General features: G+C 36.6%; 21 protein-coding genes and 1 pseudogene. 16 read left to right on the top strand and 6 right to left on the bottom strand.

Going from position 1 to position 22,763, the window contains the following annotated elements; genetic code table 11:
• Positions 1–219 precede the first annotated feature (219 nt).
• Positions 220–1,227 carry a catalase gene (locus tag ACP3T3_RS18680; RefSeq protein WP_426477249.1) on the bottom strand — a complete coding sequence of 336 codons (1,008 nt, stop codon included), beginning with the start codon at positions 1,225–1,227 and terminating at the stop codon, positions 220–222.
• 285 nt (positions 1,228–1,512) lie between these two features.
• Between ACP3T3_RS18680 and ACP3T3_RS18685 the strand changes: the two genes are divergently transcribed.
• The 6 genes and pseudogenes from ACP3T3_RS18685 to ACP3T3_RS18710 all read left to right on the top strand — a co-directional run bounded on the left by ACP3T3_RS18685 (position 1,513) and on the right by ACP3T3_RS18710 (position 6,420).
• Positions 1,513–1,947, top strand: a complete 435-nt coding sequence (locus ACP3T3_RS18685) for an FKBP-type peptidyl-prolyl cis-trans isomerase (RefSeq protein WP_426477250.1) — start codon at positions 1,513–1,515, stop codon at positions 1,945–1,947.
• Positions 1,948–2,086: 139 nt separating this feature from the next.
• Positions 2,087–3,037: a hypothetical protein gene (locus ACP3T3_RS18690; RefSeq protein WP_426477251.1), complete on the top strand. Its 951-nt coding sequence runs from the start codon at positions 2,087–2,089 to the stop codon at positions 3,035–3,037.
• A 66-nt stretch (positions 3,038–3,103) separates the two neighbouring features.
• Positions 3,104–3,514, top strand: coding sequence for an Rrf2 family transcriptional regulator (locus ACP3T3_RS18695; protein WP_426477252.1), 411 nt, complete (start codon positions 3,104–3,106; stop codon positions 3,512–3,514).
• 58 nt (positions 3,515–3,572) lie between these two features.
• Positions 3,573–4,226, top strand: a complete 654-nt coding sequence (locus ACP3T3_RS18700) for an NAD(P)-dependent oxidoreductase (protein ID WP_426477253.1) — start codon at positions 3,573–3,575, stop codon at positions 4,224–4,226.
• A gap of 17 nt (positions 4,227–4,243) precedes the next feature.
• On the top strand, positions 4,244–5,416 hold the full coding sequence (locus ACP3T3_RS18705; RefSeq protein ID WP_426477254.1) for a MoaF-related domain-containing protein: 1,173 nt from the start codon (positions 4,244–4,246) through the stop codon (positions 5,414–5,416).
• Positions 5,417–5,519: 103 nt separating this feature from the next.
• A pseudogene (locus ACP3T3_RS18710) lies at positions 5,520–6,420 on the top strand (IS982 family transposase).
• A 341-nt stretch (positions 6,421–6,761) separates the two neighbouring features.
• Here ACP3T3_RS18710 and ACP3T3_RS18715 read toward each other — a convergent pair.
• Complete coding sequence (locus ACP3T3_RS18715; RefSeq protein ID WP_426477255.1) at positions 6,762–7,790, bottom strand: M23 family metallopeptidase; 1,029 nt, start codon at positions 7,788–7,790, stop codon at positions 6,762–6,764.
• A 224-nt stretch (positions 7,791–8,014) separates the two neighbouring features.
• Here ACP3T3_RS18715 and ACP3T3_RS18720 point away from each other — a divergent pair, with 224 nt between their 5' ends.
• The 10 genes from ACP3T3_RS18720 (at position 8,015) to ACP3T3_RS18765 (ending at position 18,082) form a co-directional block, all read left to right on the top strand.
• Positions 8,015–9,055: an NAD(P)H-dependent glycerol-3-phosphate dehydrogenase gene (locus ACP3T3_RS18720; RefSeq protein WP_426477256.1), complete on the top strand. Its 1,041-nt coding sequence runs from the start codon at positions 8,015–8,017 to the stop codon at positions 9,053–9,055.
• A 267-nt stretch (positions 9,056–9,322) separates the two neighbouring features.
• On the top strand, positions 9,323–10,828 hold the full coding sequence (gene mqo / locus ACP3T3_RS18725) for a malate dehydrogenase (quinone) (protein WP_426477257.1): 1,506 nt from the start codon (positions 9,323–9,325) through the stop codon (positions 10,826–10,828).
• Positions 10,829–10,903: 75 nt separating this feature from the next.
• A complete protein-coding gene (locus ACP3T3_RS18730; RefSeq protein ID WP_426477258.1) occupies positions 10,904–11,305 on the top strand; it encodes a hypothetical protein in 402 nt (133 codons plus the stop codon).
• Positions 11,306–11,311: 6 nt separating this feature from the next.
• Positions 11,312–11,485 carry an aminoglycoside 6-adenylyltransferase gene (locus ACP3T3_RS18735; protein WP_426477259.1) on the top strand — a complete coding sequence of 58 codons (174 nt, stop codon included), beginning with the start codon at positions 11,312–11,314 and terminating at the stop codon, positions 11,483–11,485.
• Positions 11,486–11,554: 69 nt separating this feature from the next.
• Complete coding sequence (locus ACP3T3_RS18740; RefSeq protein WP_426477260.1) at positions 11,555–11,956, top strand: hypothetical protein; 402 nt, start codon at positions 11,555–11,557, stop codon at positions 11,954–11,956.
• Between the two features lie 70 nt (positions 11,957–12,026).
• Positions 12,027–12,827 (top strand): GLPGLI family protein, encoded by an 801-nt coding sequence (locus ACP3T3_RS18745; RefSeq protein ID WP_426477261.1) that lies wholly within the window; start codon positions 12,027–12,029, stop codon positions 12,825–12,827.
• A gap of 488 nt (positions 12,828–13,315) precedes the next feature.
• Complete coding sequence (locus ACP3T3_RS18750) at positions 13,316–13,933, top strand: DUF1684 domain-containing protein (RefSeq protein ID WP_426477262.1); 618 nt, start codon at positions 13,316–13,318, stop codon at positions 13,931–13,933.
• Between the two features lie 5 nt (positions 13,934–13,938).
• Positions 13,939–14,412 (top strand): GNAT family N-acetyltransferase, encoded by a 474-nt coding sequence (locus tag ACP3T3_RS18755; RefSeq protein ID WP_426477263.1) that lies wholly within the window; start codon positions 13,939–13,941, stop codon positions 14,410–14,412.
• Positions 14,413–14,485: 73 nt separating this feature from the next.
• A complete protein-coding gene (locus ACP3T3_RS18760) occupies positions 14,486–15,295 on the top strand; it encodes a glucose 1-dehydrogenase (RefSeq protein WP_426477264.1) in 810 nt (269 codons plus the stop codon).
• Positions 15,296–15,412: 117 nt separating this feature from the next.
• Positions 15,413–18,082 (top strand): MGH1-like glycoside hydrolase domain-containing protein, encoded by a 2,670-nt coding sequence (locus ACP3T3_RS18765; RefSeq protein WP_426477265.1) that lies wholly within the window; start codon positions 15,413–15,415, stop codon positions 18,080–18,082.
• Positions 18,083–18,100: 18 nt separating this feature from the next.
• Here ACP3T3_RS18765 and recO read toward each other — a convergent pair whose 3' ends face one another.
• From recO to ACP3T3_RS18785, 4 genes are read right to left on the bottom strand one after another with little or no spacing between them, the layout of a single operon-like run.
• Complete coding sequence (gene recO / locus ACP3T3_RS18770; RefSeq protein WP_426477266.1) at positions 18,101–18,787, bottom strand: DNA repair protein RecO; 687 nt, start codon at positions 18,785–18,787, stop codon at positions 18,101–18,103.
• On the bottom strand, positions 18,787–21,042 hold the full coding sequence (locus ACP3T3_RS18775; protein ID WP_426477267.1) for a T9SS type A sorting domain-containing protein: 2,256 nt from the start codon (positions 21,040–21,042) through the stop codon (positions 18,787–18,789). Before ACP3T3_RS18775 ends, recO begins: the two co-directional genes overlap by 1 nt.
• A 1-nt stretch (position 21,043) precedes the next feature.
• Complete coding sequence (locus ACP3T3_RS18780) at positions 21,044–21,994, bottom strand: bifunctional metallophosphatase/5'-nucleotidase (protein WP_426477268.1); 951 nt, start codon at positions 21,992–21,994, stop codon at positions 21,044–21,046.
• Entirely contained in the window at positions 21,994–22,752 is a 759-nt protein-coding gene (locus ACP3T3_RS18785; protein WP_426477269.1) for a 5'-nucleotidase C-terminal domain-containing protein, read from the bottom strand. Before ACP3T3_RS18785 ends, ACP3T3_RS18780 begins: the two co-directional genes overlap by 1 nt.
• Positions 22,753–22,763 lie beyond the last annotated feature (11 nt).

Genomic DNA, 22,763 nt, shown 5'->3' on the forward strand with positions numbered 1-22,763 from the left:
TAAAGAAATCAATTATCAAAATATTTTAGCAAGGTATTTTTCAATTATCAGCCTTATTCTGAACTATTATTAGCGATATTAAATTTTATCAGAGATAAAATTTTTGCGTCCTTAATATGCTGTATCAATAAAAATAATCACTAATTTAATACAATAAGTTATGTTCATTATATTCAAAAGTCATCATTCATCATTCATCATTCATCATTCATCATTATGCTAGCTATTTTTCCCATGCAGTAACTTATTGATCTTCCTCCTTGTCTGCACAGAAACTTTATAAGCTTCATCACGTAACTTTTGAATCTTTCCTACAGGCTGGAAAAAGACTTTACTTTCAAAAGGATTGAATGAAAGAAGCTCAGTCGTACAGTTGCGTGAATCTAATAAAGAATCTTTATTGATCCTGACCTCTCCGATTTTGATAAATGGAGAATTTTTCCATTCAACATTAAGTCGGTTGATGGGCTGATCTTTCAGGTCATAACAAATCTGTATCAAAACATCTGCTGCAAAATCATGAGTTTCCAGGTAATTATTTAAAGAATCTGTGATTTTTTGTCTTTTGCCTGTGTTTTTATCCACAGCTTTAGGAGACAGCTTTATTTTAATGACGTGATCCCCCAGACGGTAAGCACCTACTGAATAATAATCAAATGACAGAATGAAATCATTTCTTTTCCCGATAAATTTGATCATATTTCGGATCATATCACCCGTTAGTAATGAAGGAATTATTTTCAGTACCTGAATAAACATAGGGAACAGGCTGCGCCACTGTTTCATATAAAGCCGGTTAACAGCAGTAAACAATTTTAAAAATGTTGAAACAGAATTGATAGGAAACAACGGAAAATTGACCAATGGGTAATTCGCGAGCAAGCCTTCGTTTTCATCGCGGATCTGTACTGCAAAACCGTAGGCGGGAATATCTTTCCCTGACTTTTTAATTTTCAGCTGGGCATTGGAAAAACGTATGGTAAGATCAAATTTTTCCTTATCAAAGAAAGGTTGTAATGATTCGGGGATATCAGGTTCTATCAGGAACGTGCCCTTTGCTGCCACATAGGTTTTAGCATGAGCATTCCTGGTAGCATAATTGACGTCACTGATGGAAGAGGATTGTTCAACAAAATCTGCAATTGCTTTTTTATTGATTTCCAGAAGCTTTTTTTCCTCTTCATTCAGTTCATCAAACTTCTTATTATATTTTAGTGGATTTGGCATTTAGTTTTTAAAATCCAATTATAACGCCAAGTTTTGAAATCTGTGTTAAGCAAGTATTACAATTATTTGAATTTTGAGTAAGCCCCGAAGCCGAAAGTAGGCAGCGAGAAGCTGTATAGTAAAGTGTTTTCATAATTTTTTTTGTACAACTTGTTGATTATTAATGTTTAATTGTTTTAAAATAATAGTGAATTGAAATGTTGTTTGATATTAAGGTGTTCCAATTTTCAGATTCTCACCCCTTCCTTCATCCCTAAAAAAACTTATCTTTGTAAAAAATATAATATGGGAGTAGCAGATATGTTATTTAAACGTAAAAAAGAACTGGCTGAAAAGAACCTGAAAGAGGGTAAAGAATATATGGAAGAGTATGGTAAAAGAGAAAGCGTTGTGCAGTTACCAAGCGGCTTGCAGTATGAAATTATTACAGAAGGCGATGGCCCGAAACCAGGACCTAAATCTACTGTAAAATGCCACTATCACGGTACAACTATTTCCGGTAAAGTATTTGACAGCTCAGTTAAAAGAGGTACGCCAGCATCCTTTCCTTTGAACAGGGTTATTTCCGGATGGACGGAAGCACTTCAGCTGATGCCGGTTGGCAGCAAATGGAGGCTAATTATTCCTCCGCATTTAGCCTATGGAGATCAGGAAGTCAGCAAAGAAATCGGGCCCAACAGTACCCTGGTTTTTGAGGTTGAATTATTGGATATTAAATAATCCTTCTTAAAAATAGATTAAAATTTACCTGATTTCAGGTAAATTTCTTTATTTGTGCTATATTCGTATTGATAATTGTAATCTTGAAGAAGATAATGAATCCTGTACAATTCATCAATCCTGCACAAAAAATGACTGAATGAAAAAACTTTTTTACCTCCTGATAGTTTTCGGATTTCTTACTTCTTGTGTTTCAAGGAAGAATCAGGCTATTCAGCAGAATATCCTTACACTGAAAGACAGCTACTGCAAGGCGCCGTTCAAATATAATTACAGCAATAAAATTCCTTCTTACAATTCTGATTCTATTTTAGCAGCCAATAAAGAACTGAAAGAGGTGTTTTCTGATCAGAGTATCCTTATATTAAATGCGCTGGATAATTTAGATGAAGTTCATCAGATTATTGACCTTAAAAAAGATTCATCCCTTGCTTCACAGGTTAAAGTTTTACAGTTAAAGACAAAAATAAACAGTAAAATTACAATTGCCCTGACTGAATTGGATGCCGTAGCAGCAGAGTTCGACTGTGAGGGCGAAAGGGTAGCCCAGATCGGAAATTATGTAGATAACCTGAACTCGTCGAGAAACAACAAACTGATCCTTTATTCTATCGCCGCCGGAGCAGCAGCTTCCATAGCCGGAGGAATTGTACATGACCAGGGATGGAGTAATGCCATTGATATCAGCGGAGGGCTTCTTGGAGCAGGTTTCGGTTTGGCAACACTTAATCCCAAAGGAAAAAAAGTGGAATTTATCCATCAGAGAAATCTTTTAAGAGATATCTGGAAAGAAAAGCTGGAATCGCCCAATTTTCCACCCTTTATCTGGTATATGTACACCGAGAAAAAGTTTTCCAACAGAGAAGAGCACTCCATTATCGGAAATATGAAATTGAGGTGGCTCCATTATCAGTTTGATGACAATAAAGAAGCTGCAGATAAGTCTGTTATTTTCAGTGACGGTGGTTTTTACAGGGCAGATGATCTTCATAACCGTGCTGCCATGCTTAATCAGATGCAGTCGGCTACCCGTACCATCAATCAAAATATCAATTATTTGCTGCTTGATCTGGATAAATTAATCCTTTAAGAAAAAATTAACTGTAATAAAATTTGTTACATTTAAAAAAATGTTTACCTTTGCCATGTAATTACAATGAACAATACAAGATTTGCTACGGCAGTACATATAATGACATTATTGGCGAAAAGTCCCCAGGAGTGGCTTACTTCTGACTGGATGGCCGGTAGTATCAATGTGAATCCGGTGATTATCCGAAAGGAGATCAGCGTATTGAGAGAAGCAGGCCTGATTATCAGCAGACAGGGAAAAGAAGGAGGAAGCCAGCTTGCAAAAAATGCCGGAATGATCACAATATCTGAGATCTATAAGGCAGTAAAAAATACAGAAGTATTAGGCAAAAAAAATCAGAATCCCAATCCGGCATGCAGTGTGGGAAAGGAGATCAACAATCATTTAAATACATTATTTGAAGAAACAGATCAATTGGTGGTAAACTTTTTAGGAGACAAGTCGTTACAGGAATTCACTGACCAGTTCGAATAAAAAAATTTAGCCTTAAATGTAACAAAATTTATTACAATTTAATTAAAAATAAAACATTATGAAAAAAGTAGCAGTAATCGGTGCAACAGGATTTGTAGGAGCACACGTAGTATCAGAATTAGCAGACAGAGGATATGCGGTAGAAGCGTTAGTAAGAGATGCATCAAAAGTAAAAATACAGGAAAATGTAACAGCAAAAAGTGTTGATGTAAACAATGTAAATGAACTGGCAGAAGCATTGAAAGGAAGTGATGCGGTAATCAGTACCTTCAACGCAGGATGGACAAATCCTAACCTTTACAATGATTTTTTAAACGGTTCAGAAAACATTGAAAAAGCTGTAGAGCAGTCAGGAGTAAAAAGACTGATCGTAGTAGGTGGAGCAGGAAGCCTTTACACTCCGGATAACACACAAATCGTAGATACTCCGGATTTCCCTGAAGCGTACAAGCCTGGTGCAACAGCAGCAAGAGATTATTTAAACAAAATCAAAGAAAATAATACATTAGATTGGACGTTCTTCAGCCCCGCTATCGAAATGAACCAGGCCAATGCAGGAGAAAGAACAGGAAAATACAGAACATCATTAGAAACTCCGGTATTTGATGAAAACGGCAGAAGCCGCCTGTCTGTAGAAGATGTAGCCGTTGTTTTGGTAGATGAACTGGAACAGAACAACCACATCCGTGAACGTTTTACAGCAGCTTACTAATCGATAAAAGAACAGAAATGATACAAAAGAAATTATTGTCGTTATTAACAATGTTGGGATTTATCAGCATATTTGCCGGGAATCTCAAAGTGAAAGTATATAATCCGGGAACCAAAGCTATATTCCCGATAACTTCTACCATTATTTATGGAGATAAATATGCTGTACTTATAGATGCCCAGTTCCAGAAACAATATGCAGAACAGCTGGTTAAAGAAATAAAAGCAACAGGAAAGAACCTGAAAACCGTTTTCATTTCTCACAGTGATCCTGATTTCTATTTTGGACTCGATGTGATTAAAAAAGCATTTCCCTACGCAAAAATTATTTCAACAGCTCAGACAGCATACCTGATCTCAGCTTCGAAAGATGATAAAATGGGAGTGTGGAAGCCGCAGTTGAAAGCAGATGCTCCATCAGAAATTATTGTTCCTGAAGCAGCTGTCTCAATTCCTGATCTTGAAGGAAACAAAATTGAGATCAGACAGAATCCTGAAGATCCTGCACATAGTTTTCTCTGGATTCCTTCCATTAAAACCATTGCTGGCGGAATTTCAGTTTCTGCAGGCTCCCATCTTTGGATGGCTGATACTCAGAATGTGAAAGCAATTGATCAGTGGATAGGGCAGATTGATGCTATGAAAGCACTGAAACCGGAAAAAGTTATTCCTTCCCATTTTGCAGAATTGTCTACATCACCGCAATCTCTTGATTTTGTGAAAAGTTATCTGGAAAATTATAAAAAAGCAGTGACGGAGAATAAAATTTCTTCTGCTATTGTAGATTTTATGGTTAAAAAATATCCTGATTTGCCAGGAAAAGAAGAGCTGGAAATGGGCGTAAAAGTTTTCCTGAAAGAAATGGACTGGGATTTAAAATCACCATATCCGGCAATCGGCCAGAAAGTAGAAGTGGATTTCGGAGATGTAAAATTCATTCTCGATTTTAAAGATAATAAAACGATGACCTTCACCGGAACAGCCGGAAGTTCAAAAAACAGCACAGATACGGTGGAATATACTGCTGTAGAAGTTGCAAAAAATGTTTTTATGGTCTATTGGCACGAGCCTCATCTTGGTTTCAATGTGACCCACATTCAGGATTATAATAAAAATATTGTATACTCAAATATTGCGGGTCCTGACGGTACATTTGCCCATCCGAAGGGAACATTTAAAATCTTAAAATAACGTGAGTTCGATGTAAGGAAATTAGTATGATGATTTGCAAAAAAGCGAAAAATTTAGTAAATTAAAGTTCTGATTTACAAATAATTAAACTAAATTTTCGCCTATGTTTTGTTCTAATAAAATTACTGAAATTTTCTGCAAAGTTGATGATTTTTGCAAAGAATTTATTCCAGTTTGGGAAAAAGCTATGATTCTACGAAAAAAAGGAACAGGAAATTTACCATGTCTGTTTCGGAAGTGATGACCATCCAGATCCTTTTCCATCTTTCCGGATATAGAGAGTTCAAATCCTTTTATTTGGGGTATGTGCAAAAATTCATGAAAGAGTATTTCCCCAAAACAGTAAGCTACAACAGAATGGTAGAGCTGAAAAAACAAAGCTTTATGCCCATGAGTATTTTCCTGAAAAGTGAGAATCTATCCGATTGTACCGGGATCAGTTTTGTAGATAGTACACCTTTGAGGGTGTGCCACAACAGGAGGATTCATCAGCATAAAACCTTTAAAGGAATTGCTATGAGAGGCCAATGTTCTCTGGGATGGTTTTACGGTTTTAAACTTCATGTTTTTACCAATGACAAGGGTGGAATCATAGATTGTATGATCACTGCCGGAAATGTAGATGACAGAAATCCACTTCAATATAAAAGCTTCATTAAAAAACTTTATGGGAAAGTTTTGGGGATAAAGGATATATCTCAAAAGAGCTTTTTCAAAATCTTTTTTCTCAGGGGATTCATCTGGTAACAAAGCTTAAAAAGAATATGAAAACAAAATCTCTAACCCCAATGTTCGATGCCTATATGATACGCAAAAGAGCTATTGTGGAAACCATCTTTGATCAGCTTAAAAATATTTGTCAGGTGGAGCATTCAAGACACAGAAGTATAGCCAATTACTTCAATACTATTTTTTCTGCACTGATAGCATATAATTTCATGGACAAAAAACCTTCGCTTAAAAACAATTTTGTAGATACTAAACAACTTTATTTATTTCATTAGTTATATCGAACTCACGTTAAAATAAAAAATGACAGCTGCCAATGCAGCTGTTTTTTTTATCATAAGAATTAACAATGAAAATATCCTTAAAGCTTCGTTAAATCAGCTTGCTGATTCCAACTTTGCCACCTTAGGATCAAAAGAAGGAAAATTAAAAACTTTGCGTTAAAATAATCTTTCGCAGATTCTTCAGATTCTGCAGATCTATCAGCATGAGAACTAGATTCGTGATATTTGTGAAAATTATTAGTGCTTTTTGTGTTTAAAAAAGAGCCCTTATGAATTGTAAGACTCCTTCTTTGAAGCCAAAAAAAACAGCCTCATAAGAGATAGCTTTTCTTTTATAAATTCATAAACAGTTTCGGATTGACCGGAGTATTGTTTTTGTGTACTTCATAATGAAGATGAGGTCCTGTAGAACGCCCGGAATTTCCGGATTTAGCGATTACCTGGCCTACTTTTACTTTGTCATTCACTTTGGACACCAGTTCAGATAAATGTCCATATAATGTAGCCAGTCCGTTTCCATGAGAAACAATAACACAGTTTCCATAGCCTCCTTTCTGTCCGGAGAAAATAACGGTTCCGGCAGCGGCAGCTCTTACATCAGAACCATAGGCAACAGCAATATCAAGTCCTTTATGGAACTGCATCTGATCAGCTTCAGCCGGTGGATTGTTTTTTTCAGCCACAGCGGTTTTGGTTGTTGTAGTTCCGGCAACAGCTTTAGTTGTGGAAGGAGCTGGGGCAGAAGCCACAGGAGCGGCTTTTGGAGTCACCATTACTTTTACTTCTCTCTTATTTCCGTAGCTGTCTGTAAGTTCGATGATTTTTTCAACAGGTTCAGCTTTTATTTCAGGTTTTGGAGCTGCAGCAACAGCTGGTTTTGCTTCCGTTATTGCACCTGGTCTTACTGAAGCAAAAACAGTTTTGAAGGGGATAGGATTCTTTCTCACTCCAAAATTAGAGGAGATATATCCGTCAGTAGGCATCCCCAGCGGCACCTGCATTAGTTTTTTCTGAAGATCCATCAGGTACTGACTGTATCGGTTGGCCTGTTTGGAAAGATAAATAGAATTTGAAATACTGTCCTGGTCGAGCATCATCAGTTTTTCGTTGGTAATGTCTTTGGACCTCAGGAAGGAGTTGAGTTGGGCAACAGTCTGATCTACGAGAGTAAGATCAGTTTTCATTTTTAGATAATCTACACTGTCTTTTTCAGTGTTTATTTTTACTAGGTTGACTTCGTAGGTTTTATCATCTCTTTCAGAAAAGAGTTTCGCAATGAAGAGGCCCTGTGCAAAAACTACTAGTAAAAGTCCTCCCAGGAGAATGTTTACGTTCTTCTTGCTGTTTAGAAATTTTTTCATATTTCTCTCTTGGTAAATTTAAAACGGTTTTGAAGCTGCAAATTTAATTAAAAATAACCTTTATGAGTTATTTTTAATTAAAATTCAGTTTTTTCTGTATTTAACGGGTAATTAGCTGTTTAATTGTGCTGAAGTGTTAATTTTTTCAGAAAATGGTTTTTATCATAGTTTCAGAACCTCCATTACGCCTTTGTTTTAATATCTTTGCAGTTCACATTCCAATTATGGCTAAAAAGAAAATTATTTCAGAATCTTCGAATCCAAAAAAGAATAAAAAGGATATTTCTGTAGGAGTTGTAGGAAGCGGAAGTTTTGCAACCGCTATCGTAAAAATGCTTGTTGAAAACTGTAAAATAGTACACTGGTGCGTAAGAAATGAATTTGTAAAAGGTGCTATTGAGCTTCGCGGACATAACCCTACCTATCTTACGGCTGCACATTTTAATCTTAAAAGCTTAAAGCTGACAACAGATATTAATGAACTGGTTTCTGCCTGTGACGTTATTGTTCTGGCAACTCCGTCTATCTATCTGTCTGATACGCTGGATAAGATGACATGTGATTATTCAGATAAGATCTTTATCTCTGCAATTAAGGGAATCATTCCTAAAGTAAATGATGTGGTAGCCCATTATCTTCGTGATGAATTTAAAATCGGTTTCAGAAATCAGGCGGTTATTGCAGGCCCGTGTCATGCTGAAGAAGTAGCAATGGAAAGACTTTCTTACCTTACCATAGCGACAGTAGAAGATGAAACCGCTGAAAAGCTTGAAGGAATTTTCAGTTCAGACTTTATCAAAGTACACACAAGTAAGGATATCTTAGGCAATGAATACAGTGCTATTCTTAAAAACATCTTTGCAATCGGGGCTGGAATAGCCAGCGGATTAGGCTATGGAGATAACTTTACCGCTGTTTTTGTTTCCAATGCGATCCGTGAAATGGAAACATTCCTGGAAGCCATCTATGAAGCACCGAGAGATGTGAATGAAAGCGCCTATCTGGGTGACCTTCTGGTAACGGCATATTCACTTTTCTCAAGAAACAGAAACCTCGGGAACCTTATCGGAAAAGGCTACACGGTAAAATCTGCAATTCAGTCTATGAACATGGTAGCAGAAGGATACTACGCTGCAGATTCTATTTATAAAACGGCAAAACAGAAAAATCTTAAACTTCCGATTATCGATACAGTGTATGCCATTCTTTATGAAGGTAAAAACGCTGAAAAGCAGTTTAAAAAACTGACCGCAAAACTGAATTAAACCAGGGCCTTAAATTTAAAGCCCTGTAAAATATAAATAATTAAACTTAAGTATTCCTGATGCTTAAGTTCTTTTATTGACACATCCTGATAATACAAGCACTAATTTATTATCAGTCATTTCAATGATGTTTTATTGAAATTTTCCATGGTTTTCTGTTGTGTACTAAAGAAGTATTTTTGGATGTAAAAAATAACATGTTAAAATCGTAAAACGGGTTCCCGTTTTTAAAACTTTTCCCGAAATTTGAACTAAAATTTAAAAATTATGTCACAATCGCTTACAGGCAGAACACCGAAACCTAAATACGACGTTGTACTGATAGGGGGCGGAATCATGAGCGCCACTTTAGCAACGCTGCTTCATGAATTTGATCCAACTCTTGAAATCGCAATCTTCGAAAGACTCGGAAGGTTTGCCAAAGAAAGTACAGCAGCATGGAACAATGCCGGAACAGGACATTCCGCTTTTTGTGAGCTAAATTATACCCCTGAAAAACCGGATGGGTCTATTGATATTTCCAAGGCAGAAAGTATTGCAGAGCAGTTTGAAATTTCAAAACAATTCTGGGCTTATCTGATTACCAAAGGATACATTCAGGAACCGAAAGAATTTATCAACTCCTGTCCGCATATGAGTCTGGTATTTGGAGAAAGAGATGCTGAATATCTTAAAAAACGTCATGATAAAATGGCAGGATCTGTCCTTTTCTCAGGAATGGAATTTTCTACAGATCATGATAAACTGAAAGAATGGATTCCACTGGTGATGAGCAAAAGAAATCAGTCTGAAGTAATGGCTGCTACGAAGATGGATATGGGAACGGATGTGAACTTCGGCACCCTGACAAGAAAAATGGGAAGACACCTTCTGGAAGATTCTAATGTAGAGGTTTTCTTATACCATGAAGTAAAGGATATTGATGCCCGGGAAAGCGGTAAATGGGGAATGAAAGTAAAAGACAGGATTAACAGCCACAAACAGGAAGTAGTTGCCGACTTTGTATTCATTGGTGCCGGAGGATATGCGCTTCCGCTGTTGGACAGTTCGGATATAAAAGAAAGTGAAGGATACGGAGGCTTTCCGGTTTCCGGACAGTGGCTGGTAAGTCATAATCAGGAATTGGTAGAAAAGCACCATGCTAAAGTATATACACAGGCAACGGTAGATGCTCCGCCTATGTCTGTTCCCCACCTTGATCTTAGAATCATTGATGGTAAAAAGGCTCTTCTTTTTGGACCTTTTGCAGGATTTTCAACCAAATTTCTGAAAGAAGGAAGCTATCTGGACCTTCCTGAAAGTGTCAATACCAAAAACTTAAAATCACTTTTCGGAGCATGGTGGCATAATATACCGCTGACGAAATATCTGATCCAGCAGGTGGCGATGACGAAATCTCAGAGAATGCAGCATCTGAGAGAATTTATCAAAGATGCTAAAGAAGAAGACTGGGAATTAAAAGTAGCCGGCCAGAGGGTTCAGATCATCAAGAAAGATGAAAAAGAAGGCGGTAAGCTGGAATTCGGAACTGAAGTGGTGGTAAACAAAAGCGGAACAATTGCTTCTCTGCTGGGAGCGTCGCCGGGTGCCTCTACAGCAGTATATGCCATGCTGAATGTGCTGGAAAAGTGCTTCCCGGAAAAACTTCAGGGGGAGTGGAAAGGAAAGCTGCTTGAAATGATTCCTTCCTATGGACAAAAACTGGCAGGAAATCCTGAGCTGACCCATAAAGTAAGAAATTATACAAAAGAAAAATTAGAATTAGAATATTAACATCAGTATTGAACAATGAGTAATAACCTTTATTACTCATTGCTCATTACTTATTACTTATTACTTATAAAAAAGGTGGAAGAAATAATTGTAAAACCAGTCATTGCAAAGGAAATCCTGGAATCTCTTCAGGCGAAAACAGAAGAAGAGAGACAGGTAATTGTCCATTGCTGCTTCCCGGCATCTCCGTTTTTGGGTAACCTGATCAGGATCTGGCATTCTACCTATCTTTTTGATAACCAGTCTGATCACAGAAGCAAGCTGATTCATGCGGAAAATATTTCAATTTCACCCTACTGGACACCGGTTCCTTTTATGAAAGACTTTTGGTTTACGCTGATATTTTCCGGACTTCCCAAAGATTGCAAAAGTTTTGATCTGAAAGAAGTTATTCCTGAAGAAGGAGGTTTTTTTGTAGAGTCAATCAAAAGAAATTCTTCTGATGTGTATCGCGTCAAAATATCAGAGTCTTATTAAGTAAGTATGAACGCAAGGGAAGAAAAACTGAAACAGATTATTCAATGGGCTGAAAACAATGCTGATATTCGGGCTGTCCTCCTGACCAGCTCATTGGTAAACCCTTACGCTCCTGTAGATGATTTCAGTGATCTTGATGTAGAACTTGTTTTTGAAAACAGAATTTCTTATGAATCCTGAAATGAATGGATCAGACTCTTTGGTGAGCCTGTTTCCATGATTGAAGAAAACGATAAATAAAATCACCAAATGATAGGCATACTCAATACTTCAAAAAATGAAAAAAGCTATACCTTTTTATATAATTATCAACAAGAATATTTAGAAGATCACAATGGTAATATATTAATATTTGAAATTTGGGAGAAAGAAAAAGAAGAACTTCCAAAATTTAGTTTTTCACTACGGATAATGGAAAATGGGACTGATTTGAAGGTGGTTGATTTATTTGCAGATAATAAATATTACCTAGGAAAAGGAATTTCAATAGCGATGATTTTACTTTGTAAATTTTTGTTTAGAAAACGTATTATTTCTGAACGAGGAAAAGACAACTGGCCAGATGCTAGAACGAAAGTTTGGGAACGAATGAAATCTAACGGAGAAGTTGCTTATTGTAAAACTAAAGATTATTATTTTACAATATCATAAAAATTCTATAATAGAGATTTAGCATTAAAACGCTTTTTCTATAATATAATCTCAAAAAACGATAGATTCTATGAAAATACCACACAAATTGAAATTTATTTTATTTTTTTTACTACTATCAACATCTTTTTTTTCACAAAAGTTTAGCTTTATTTATGAAGCTAAATATAGAACAAGTAAGGAAAAACCTGAAAATATTAATACTGAAAATATGATTTTGGATTTGGAGAATAATACTTCTATTTTTAGAGATGCCATGTCCAGAAATGCTGATTCCCTGAAGCTCATTAATAAAAGTGGAGGATATATTATGGGGGTTGAAAATCAATTTTATATTAAAAAAGATATCATTAATAAAAAAATAGAGAAAATTATTACTTACTTAAAGGCAAATTATGTTCTACCGATTGATGAACAGCTAAATTGGAAAATCATACCGGAACAAAAAACTATTGGAAAATATAAATCGCAAAAAGCAGAAGTTAGTTATGGTGGTAGAAAGTGGATTGCTTGGTTTACGACGGAATTGCCTTTTAATGATGGCCCCTATATTTTTAATGGATTACCTGGTTTAATCATTTCCATTGAAGATACAGAACATGATTACTCATTCAATTTAATACAGGTAAAAAAAGGCAGCAATTGGTTTGATGTAAGGACAAAAACAATTAAAATCGACTGGACACAATATGAGCAGCTAGGAAAATCATATTATAATGACCCCTGGAATACCAAAACTGCCAAAAAAGTTATATTTACAGATCCTCAGGGAAATGAAAAAGATATGAATGAAATGATCAGAGAAGCACAAAAATCTATTCTTGAAGAAAATAATCCTTTAGAGTTGAATCACAAAATCAATTATAAATAAAAGCTTCTGCCGGAATGGTATCACCATTTTGAAACTGTCAATGGTTTCATTAATCTGTAATGATATAAAGATGCTTTTTGATTGCTATTTTAAATCAAATAAACACACTATATAGATCTACCAGAAATAAAAACTTTAGACTTAACGAAGCCAATAAGTTACCGTATAAAAACTCTATTGAATATTTTTTATGGAAATTTAAATGAGGATGAAATTAATGAAGTCATAATGAGATTTGATAATATCAAAAAATGATAGTATGAAAAATAAAATTTTATTTGACAAAAATTCTCAATAATCTAAACAGCAAAATTTGAAAGCGATGAAGGAATAGAATTGTTACTTGATGATAGTTATATTTCCTTTAGAAATAAATATGATAAGCAGATTATCAGAGGTTAATTTTATTTAAAACAGATTGTATTTTTTAGTACAATTTTAACTTTTATTGTTCCGAAATTCATAGTTTTACTTATAATTTTAAACTCATGAAAAAATATATCATACTCTTTTTACTTCTCCCATTATTGTTTTTTTCTCAGAAAACGCTTTCAAAGGAAGAGAAGGAAGTGCGGAAATTTCAAAAAGACCTTAATGCTGAATATCGCAATCCCAAGGAAAGTCCCTTGAGAGGGGATAATTTTAAAAATTTTAAAGGACATCCTTTCTTCCCTTTTGATTCCAAATACAGAGTGACCGCGAAATTTGTAAAATCAAAAGATACAAAACCCTTTGATCTTCCTACTTCTTCAGGAAAAACAAAATCGTATCAGGAATATGGAAAAGCTACCTTTAAATTGGATGATAAGCCTTATACTGTGACTTTATATCAGAGTCTTGATCTGATCAGACAGGAAAAATATAAAGACTATCTTTTCCTTCCGTTCCGCGATGCCACCAATGAAAAAAAAACCTACGGAGGAGGAAAATATATGGATCTGAAGATTCCGGCAGGAAATACGATTGTGCTTGATTTTAATCAGTCCTATCATCCTTTCTGCGCTTATAACGCTTACGATTATAATTGCCCTATCGTTCCCGAAGAAAATAAACTTCCGGTGGAAATCCGTGCAGGGGTAATGTATGAAGATATTTACCATCACTAATATTTATGATACATTTGGAATTCTTTAAACCTGAGGATCTTTCCGGAGTAAGCTATGCTTTGGATGAAAATCAGATGAGCTTCACGGCGACTGCCCAACAGGCTCTGCAAAGCATCAGTGAACGGGATGATAACGACGCATTTCCGGTAACGATATTTGAAAATAATATGCCAGCCGGCTTTTTTGTGCTGGACTTCGGGAAAGATAAGTTTGAACTTACCGATAATGAAAATTCAGTTTTATTACGTTCACTATCGGTGAACCCGCAGATGCAGGGAAAAGGAATCGGCAAAGCAGCTATGCTGAAAGTAGGTGATTTCACCAGAGACCGTTTCAATACCTGTGATGAAATTGTACTGGCCGTAAACCAGAAAAACGATTCTGCATACCATATCTATCTGCAGGCGGGATACATTTTCGACGGTAAAACCAGAATGGGAAGAAGTGGTCCTCAATACCTGATGTACAAAAAACTTTAATAAAATTTTAAAATCATAATTTTTCATCTGCAGATATCTTTCCATAACTTTGAGTAACATCAAATTACAAAACATGGAAATATCACTTCAAAATCAGGTGGCTGTGGTGACAGGAGCATCCAGCGGAATAGGCTCCGGAATTGCAAAATCATTGGCGGAGGCAGGAGCAACAGTCATTGTCAACCATTCCTCAGAAAGATCTACAGATGAAGCCAAAGCTGTTTTAAAGGAAATAACGGATGCCGGAGGGAAAGGAATGACCTACCAATGTGATGTTTCCAAGGAAGATCAGGTCATCAGAATGTTTCAGGATGTCATTGCTGAGTACCAGACTGTAGATATTCTGATCAATAATGCAGGGATTCAGAAAGACGCAAAATTCACTGAAATGACTCTTGACCAATGGAATGCTGTCATAGGAGTTAATCTGACAGGACAATTTCTATGCGCCAGGGAAGCCATTAAAGAATTTCTGCGACGGGGAATAGATCCGTCAAGGTCTGTTGCCTGTGGAAAAATCATTCATATCAGTTCAGTCCATGAAATTATCCCATGGGCCGGGCATGCTAATTATGCTTCCAGTAAAGGTGCTGTAAGAATGTTGATGCAGACTCTTGCTCAGGAATATGGCGCAGATAAAATACGGGTCAATTCTATTTGTCCGGGAGCCATTCAGACTCCGATCAACCAGAATGCATGGAGTACTCCTGAAGCGCTCAACTCACTTCTTACTCTTATTCCCTATAACAGAATCGGACAGCCTCAGGATATCGGAAACTTAGCTGCATTTCTTGCCAGTGACCTTGCCGATTATATCACAGGAGCCAGCATTTTTGTGGATGGTGGAATGACCACCTTTGAGAGCTTTTCTACGGGAGGGTAGATGCCCAAAAGTTCAAAGTTCAAAGTTTAAAGTTCAAGGTTTAGAGTTTTTGAAGTTGTTTTCTGGCTTTAAACGATGTTAATATTATTCATTACCCGTTACTTATAATTATCACTTATGTCGGAAAAACAGAGAATGTCGGATATTTCATGGAAAAAATGGGGCCCATATGTCAGTAACCGGGAATGGGGGCTTGTTCGTGAAGATTACAGTGAAAATGGTGATGCCTGGAATTATACCAATCATGACACTGCAGAAGCCAAAACATACCGTTGGGGTGAAGAAGGAATATGCGGGATCTGTGATGACCTTCAGAAGATTGTGTTCTCTGTAGGTTTCTGGAATAAGAAAGATAAAATGGTGAAAGAACGGTTCTTTGGATTGACCAATGGCCAGGGAAATCACGGTGAAGATGTAAAGGAATATTTCTATTACCTGGATTCTACACCTACGCATTCCTATATGAAAATGCTGTATAAGTATCCTCAGAATGCTTTTCCCTATGAAGATCTTATAAAAACTAATGCAGAGCGGGGAAAAGATGAGCCGGAATATGAACTGATTGATACCGGAATTTTTGATAGTAATGAATATTTTGACATTTTCATTGAATATGCAAAAGAAAGCCAGCATGATATCCTGGCCAGAGTAACAATTACCAATAAATCTGAAAAAGAAGCTTCCCTTGTCATATTGCCGACAATCTGGTTCAGGAATACCTGGAAATGGGGATATGATGATTATAAGCCTCAATTGTCTGCTGAAGATGCTGATCATATTAATGTCAATCATCAGGATATTGAGATTAAAAATGTGTATGCCAAACAATCTTTAAAGACCTTGTTTTGTAACAATGAAACCAATAATGAGAGGATCTACCAGTCACCCAATGAATCAAAATACTGTAAAGATGGAATCAATAATTTTGTGATGACGGGAAACTCCCAGTCTGTGAATCCTCAGAATACAGGAACCAAAGCTTCTTTTTTCATTGATGAAGATTTTAAGGCCGGAGAATCTAAAGTATTTGAATTCATACTGTCAGATCAAGATTTACGGGAGCCATTCCGTGATTTTGAAGTGATTTTTGAGCAAAGACAAAAAGAAGCAGATGAGTTTTATGCAGAAATACAGAAAGGAATTTCTTCGGAAGATGAAAAGCTTGTGCAAAGACAGGCTTTTGCCGGAATGCTTTGGAACAAAATGTTTTACCATTACAATGTTGAAAAATGGCTGAAAGGCGATCCGGGGGAAATGCCTCCTCCAAAGTCCAGAGAGAAAATAAGAAACTACGACTGGAAGCATCTTAATAACGAACATATTATTTCCATGCCTGATAAATGGGAATATCCGTGGTATGCCACCTGGGATCTGGCTTTTCACACCATTAGTTTTTCATTGATAGACCCTGATTTTGCAAAACATCAGCTGAAGCTTTTCCTTTTTGAATGGTATATGCATCCCAATGGACAGCTTCCTGCCTACGAATGGAACCTCAGTGATGTGAATCCTCCTGTACATGCGTGGGCTGTTTTCAGAGTCTTTAAAATTGATGAATATTTAAAAAACAAGCCAGACCTTGAGTTTTTGGAAAGTGCTTTTCAGAAGCTATTGATGAATTTCACATGGTGGGTTAATAAAAAAGACCTTAATGGTAATAATATCTTTGAAGGAGGTTTTTTAGGGCTTGATAATATTGGCGTTTTTGACCGGAATTCTGTTTTACCGAACGGAGAACAGCTGGAGCAGTCGGATGGAACGAGCTGGATGGCTATGTTTGCCCTGAATATGATGAGAATTGCTCTGGAGCTGGCGCTTTACAATAAAGTGTATGAAGAAATGGCGATGAAGTTTTTTGAACATTTTCTTTCGATTGCCCATTCACTGGATAATATGGGTGATGAAAATTTCAGCCTTTGGGATGAACAGGACGAATTTTTCTATGATGCGATTGCTTCCAGTGACGGAACTCATATGTTTCTGAAGTTAAGAACAATTGTAGGGCTGATCCCCATGTTTGCCGTTGAGGTTATTGATGATGAAATGATTGAGAATCTGCCCAACTTTAAAAAAAGAATGAAATGGGTATTGGATAATAAGCCTGAGCTGGCTTCTCTGGTTTCAAGATGGGAAGTCAAAGGGCAGGATTCCAAACACCTTTTATCATTGCTTCGGGGACATCGCCTGAAAAGACTGTTAAGCAGGATGCTCAATCCGAACGAGTTTTTAAGTACCTATGGCGTAAGGGCTTTATCAAAGGAATATGAAAACAACCCTTACACGTTGACTCTGAATGAAACGGATTATACCGTAAAATATACTCCTGCAGAAAGTGATAGCGGGCTTTTCGGTGAGAACAGCAATTGGCGCGGCCCGGTATGGTTTCCTATCAACTTCCTTATTATAGATAGTCTTCAGCGCTTTTTCTTCTATTACAGCCCTGATTTTTTAGTGGAATATCCTACAGGAAGCGGAAATTATTCGAACCTTGATCAGATCGCAGACGCTTTAAACAAAAGACTTGCAAAGATATTTTTAAAGGATGAAAACGGAAAACGTCCGGTTCACGGTCAGTATGAAAGGTTTCAGACCGACCCTGATTTTAAAGATTATATCCTGTTCTATGAATATTTTCACGGAGATAACGGCCGTGGAGTAGGAGCCTCCCATCAGACAGGCTGGACGGGACTTATTGCCAAGATCCTTCAGCCAAGGTTTTCCAAAAAAGAAATTGCGGAATCTGAAACTGAAATGCCGGAAGATGCTGGGAAAATAAAAGAGAAATAAAGGAAGCAAATCTATAAATTATTCAAATATCTGCTGTATGATTTCCAGCGAAGCCGGAGTTTTGAAATCTGTGATATGATAATGATAGTATACCAAAAGGCTGTCGAGGAAATCTTTTCTTAATGAAGAATGGATTTTTGTGGCATAAAAATCTTCTGCACAAAGTGCTTCCTTCCATAATGTGGAAATTTCTTCATTGAAGAGCTGATGGCTTATTCCATGGGAAAAAGTCCCGGTTTCCGGATCTAAAAATTTCCCTTCACTCAGCAATGGGGCAACCCCCTGAATTTTTAAAAATCCCAGTAAAAATAGGAGGTGGGCCTGATAATTTTTATGGGTCAGTTCATTGATAAAATGATCAATACCGGAATAAATCGGAATGTTTTTGTTTTCATATTTAAGAATATGGCTCAGAAAATCTGAGATAAAGAAAATGACTGTATTGACCTTTATATCAGTATAAATGTCATTATTCTTTACCAGTTCAAACTTTGAAACAGTCGGGATGCCGTTCCCTCTGGATGGGTTTACAGAAAAATTGAGCTGGCTTAATGGCTGCAGCAGGGCTTTCTTTTTATTTTTTTTGGAATAAATTCCTTTCAGAAAATAGCTCTGGAAACCCTCTTCTTCAGTAAAACAATGCAGGACCGCATCATTTTCCCCATATTTTATAAATGAAAGTAAAAAACCGTTTTGTGAATTCATTAATTGACTACTCCTATTTTGGCGGTAGCTTTGTCAGAGCCGTCTTCATTGGTCATCAGGACAAAATAAATCCCTGATGCTACCCTTACCCCTTTCTGATTATTAAGATCCCATTCGTAATAACCTCCTCTGGCTACCGCAGAATGCACTACATTTCCTGCAGCATCTACAATTCTTATATTGGTTTTTTCTGCAAGGCCTTTAATGGTTACTTTTCCCTTAAAATTAGAGTATACAACAGGATTTGGATACACCATAACATCACCGAAATTAGATGTTACATCGGCAACATCTCCCTGATACGTCACAATACCGTTATAGGTTACAAAATATACCTTACCTGTTTTTTTATCCACTTTTATATCGGTAACACTATTCGTAGGAAGAGGTGAATTTTCCTTTGTAAAATGTTTTATAGTTCTCTGACCGTCAGCAGAAAGGTAATAAACGCCACCGCCGTCAACAGATACCCATTTATAATCACCTGCATCTACTGCAATCTGCAGAATCGCCGATTCCCTGAACAGCTCTTCCCCCAAACCATTTTGTTCTATGACGATAGGTTCTACTTTAGGTTGCGGATTTTTTATTTCAGATGCAGCATTGGGCATAATTCTTAATCCTCCGTCTGTACCAATCCATGCGTCCCCGGATTTATCAAATGCTACGGATAAAATTCCTCCCGAACTATTAAACCCGTTAGAACTGTCCAGGATATAATCTGTATCATCGGAAAGGTTGGTTGCATTCTTATAGTCATACACCCAAAAGTTATTAGATCTCGGTAGTGGAGTCCATAACATATTTTCATGGAAAACGGTCTTTTGTATCCCGTCACTGGCAAGAACTATTTTCTTGATGATAAAATCATCAGCGGCTTTATCATAGATTCCTATGGAAGGGTTTCCGTCATTAAAACCAAAAGAAACAAAAAGATTATTCTGAGTATCTGTAGCAAAACCTACAGGACGTCTGTAGTAAGGCTGCGCACCAAGATTATAATATTTTACCAGTTCAAAATCTTTGCTTGTGGCATTATATTTCATTTTATACACCCCGTTATCCAGCATTGTATAATTGGTGAATAGCACCTCATTATTATTGTAAGGGCTTATTATAGCATCCAGAACATTAACAAAGGTTGGAGGATTTTTCACAAAAAAAGAAGGGTAGATCCATTCTGTACCATTGAAATAATAAAAACCAGGGCCTTGCGGAAGAATAACCGGGTGGTTGTAATTATTTGCTCTGGCACCAGAGGAAACCAAGAGTTGATTGTTATCAAAAAGATTGATATTATATGCAAAATTGAAGTAAGGACCTGATGGTTTAAAAGTATTGTTACTTTCATCCTTGATCCCTGATAATACGGTTCCTCCAAAGATTTTTCCACCGGCTGTTATGGCAGTATTACATTCCTCACCAAGGCTTACTGCATTTTGTGATACACCATTAATACCATAAGTATATACTCTGTTATCAGTAACTACAATGCTATTGGAAGTAATGACAACATCCCGGATTTTTTCAAAGCTAGTAGGAAGCTGGGTTGGGGTACCATTGTTGTACACATAGGCTGTCGTAGCCGTTGAGAAAACCAGTCCTGATTCTGAATCGATATGTTTGAAAGCTCCCGGTGCTTCCGTAGTCCAGGTAGAAAATACTGGAAAAGTAGTATTCATTTGATGGCTTTTCAATCCTGTATCAGTTACAGAATATACTTTATTCCCGAATATCGTGGCTTCATTACTTGCCTGGTAAATCCCACCGGTCAGGAAAAATGCAGAATCACCAAATTCTTTATTCTGAAGATTAAATATGGAAACTCCATATCCTACAGAAATGACAGCCTGATCTCCGGTTATAGAAATATGGTTGATTTTTTTATTTCCGTTATATCCTGCAGCAATAGGAATATCAACAATATATTTAATCTCCTGTGGTGTAATAACATCCATAGATCCGTTTTCATAACCGATAAGACCTGTTTTTGTCTGTGGGTTATAATCGAAGGCTGTGATTCCGATATTATGAAGGCCATTGGCTTTAGACAACTTCGTAATTTCTCCTGTTGATATGGTATAATAGAATATTCCGTTTTCTGTGGCTGCAATGATTTTCCCATTGTCTTCTTTCATTGCTAAAACTTTGTTGTAGGAAAACAGATCTGCCCATTTTTTGGATGAAATAACCTGAGCTTTTATCAGCTGCAGGGATGCTAAAATACCAAGAGAAATTATAGAGAGTTTTTTCATATTATGCGGTTATGCTGCTGTCTATTACCTGATTGTTCCAGGAAATATGCTGTACGTTTTTGTTTGTATCAAAATAAAAATCTATTCTACCTAAAAGAAGACCTGCCCATCCAACCTGGTTAACAAGTACATTTTTGCCCTGTCTGTTGGTAAAAGACTGGGGTTCCGGTAAGAATGTATGAGTATGGCCACCTAAGATAATATCAATATTTTCTGTACTGGCCGCTAACAATTTATCACTTATTTTATCCGGTTCGTCTTTATAGTCGTAACCGATGTGTGAAAGACAAATCACAAGATCACATTTCTGATCTTTTTTCAGGAAATTTGAATAATGTTGTGCTACATCTATCGGATTGGAATACACGGTTTCACCATACTGTTTTTTGCCTACAAGACCATCCAGCTGGATTCCCACCCCAAAAATTCCTACTTTGATTCCATTCTTGTTGAAAATCTTATATGGGGAAGTTTTCCCGTCAAGAACGGTGTTTTTAAAATCATAATTGGAACAGATAAAAGGAAACTTCGCATTAGGAAGCACTTTTAAAAATCCGTCAAGACCATTGTCGAAATCATGATTTCCCATAGTTGAGGCATCATATTTCATCATGGACATTAATTTGAATTCCAGTTCTCCTCCGAAGAAATTAAAATAAGGAGTTCCCTGGAAAATATCTCCTGAATCAAGAAGAAGCACATTGCTTTCCTGATTTCTGATTTGCTGGATTAGACTCGCTCTTCTCGCAAAACCTCCCTGATTGGGATTTTTTGTATAGCTTGAATCAAAAGGTTCTATTCTGCTATGCTGGTCATTTGTATGAAGAATAGTCAGTTTATTTGCGGACTTTACATCAAGAATTTTTAATTCTTCCGCCATCACCATATGGGGAGCTAAAGCCATTGCTAAAGATCCACCGCCTATTGCTTTTAAAAAACTTTTTCTATCCATTATTTCTTCCCGATAAAATTTAAACGAACATCTGAATTCACCATTACTTCAGGAGATTTCTTAAAATAATCAATAAATAAATCTCTCATTTTAATTCCTGTTGCAATAGATTCTCCCTTAGCAAAGAATTTCATATTGTCTCCTCCCAGCGCAAGATAGTCTGAAGTGGCAATATAATAATCTTTATCAGGATCTACTTCTTTTCCATTGATTAATGATTTGATGACCTGTCCGTTCTTCGTTTCAATATATAAATGAGAAACAGGATTGTTGACCTGCGTTTTTGCATAATATTCAAAAAGCCCCTGTAGATCTGCTCCTTTCATTTTTACAATTACCACCTCATTTTCGAAAGGCATTACTTCAAATACATTTTTAAGTAAGATATCCCCTTTCCCGATAATAGTACGGATTCCTCCGATATTGATGAGTGCAGCATCTACATTTTGCTTAAGATGAGTTTTTATCCATTCATTACCTCCTTCAAACGTATAGTCAGCTAAAAGATTTCCCAGATTGCTGTTATCGCCCTGTTTGGTAAGATCCACATTGGTGTGAGAGATCTTCTGGTTCATTTCTTTATCCAGTTTTTGCTTATAAGGCTCGATAAATTTTACAAACTCCTCATCATTTTTTAGCTCATTATTAATAGAAATATTTTTCTGGGTCTTTACATCTGCAAGTTGCAGCGTAGAAGCTGTTTTGCATGCTGTAAGGGACATCAGGGCAATTCCTAATAACAAGAATTTATTTTTCATAATCTCTTTTA

Source organism: Chryseobacterium sp. CBSDS_008 (genome assembly GCF_049959325.1).
Taxonomy (GTDB): domain Bacteria; phylum Bacteroidota; class Bacteroidia; order Flavobacteriales; family Weeksellaceae; genus Chryseobacterium.

Bases quoted from the DNA above. Each gene is read 5' to 3' on its own strand.
- ACP3T3_RS18680 (WP_426477249.1), bottom strand. From the start codon at position 1,227: ATGCCAAATCCACTAAAATATAATAAGAAGTTTGATGAACTGAATGAA.
- ACP3T3_RS18685 (WP_426477250.1), top strand. From the start codon at position 1,513: ATGGGAGTAGCAGATATGTTATTTAAACGTAAAAAAGAACTGGCTGAA.
- ACP3T3_RS18690 (WP_426477251.1), top strand. From the start codon at position 2,087: ATGAAAAAACTTTTTTACCTCCTGATAGTTTTCGGATTTCTTACTTCT.
- ACP3T3_RS18695 (WP_426477252.1), top strand. From the start codon at position 3,104: ATGAACAATACAAGATTTGCTACGGCAGTACATATAATGACATTATTG.
- ACP3T3_RS18700 (WP_426477253.1), top strand. From the start codon at position 3,573: ATGAAAAAAGTAGCAGTAATCGGTGCAACAGGATTTGTAGGAGCACAC.
- ACP3T3_RS18705 (WP_426477254.1), top strand. From the start codon at position 4,244: ATGATACAAAAGAAATTATTGTCGTTATTAACAATGTTGGGATTTATC.
- ACP3T3_RS18715 (WP_426477255.1), bottom strand. From the start codon at position 7,790: ATGAAAAAATTTCTAAACAGCAAGAAGAACGTAAACATTCTCCTGGGA.
- ACP3T3_RS18720 (WP_426477256.1), top strand. From the start codon at position 8,015: ATGGCTAAAAAGAAAATTATTTCAGAATCTTCGAATCCAAAAAAGAAT.
- mqo (WP_426477257.1), top strand. From the start codon at position 9,323: ATGTCACAATCGCTTACAGGCAGAACACCGAAACCTAAATACGACGTT.
- ACP3T3_RS18735 (WP_426477259.1), top strand. From the start codon at position 11,312: ATGAACGCAAGGGAAGAAAAACTGAAACAGATTATTCAATGGGCTGAA.
- ACP3T3_RS18740 (WP_426477260.1), top strand. From the start codon at position 11,555: ATGATAGGCATACTCAATACTTCAAAAAATGAAAAAAGCTATACCTTT.
- ACP3T3_RS18745 (WP_426477261.1), top strand. From the start codon at position 12,027: ATGAAAATACCACACAAATTGAAATTTATTTTATTTTTTTTACTACTA.
- ACP3T3_RS18750 (WP_426477262.1), top strand. From the start codon at position 13,316: ATGAAAAAATATATCATACTCTTTTTACTTCTCCCATTATTGTTTTTT.
- ACP3T3_RS18755 (WP_426477263.1), top strand. From the start codon at position 13,939: ATGATACATTTGGAATTCTTTAAACCTGAGGATCTTTCCGGAGTAAGC.
- ACP3T3_RS18760 (WP_426477264.1), top strand. From the start codon at position 14,486: ATGGAAATATCACTTCAAAATCAGGTGGCTGTGGTGACAGGAGCATCC.
- ACP3T3_RS18765 (WP_426477265.1), top strand. From the start codon at position 15,413: ATGTCGGAAAAACAGAGAATGTCGGATATTTCATGGAAAAAATGGGGC.
- recO (WP_426477266.1), bottom strand. From the start codon at position 18,787: ATGAATTCACAAAACGGTTTTTTACTTTCATTTATAAAATATGGGGAA.
- ACP3T3_RS18775 (WP_426477267.1), bottom strand. From the start codon at position 21,042: ATGAAAAAACTCTCTATAATTTCTCTTGGTATTTTAGCATCCCTGCAG.
- ACP3T3_RS18780 (WP_426477268.1), bottom strand. From the start codon at position 21,994: ATGGATAGAAAAAGTTTTTTAAAAGCAATAGGCGGTGGATCTTTAGCA.
- ACP3T3_RS18785 (WP_426477269.1), bottom strand. From the start codon at position 22,752: ATGAAAAATAAATTCTTGTTATTAGGAATTGCCCTGATGTCCCTTACA.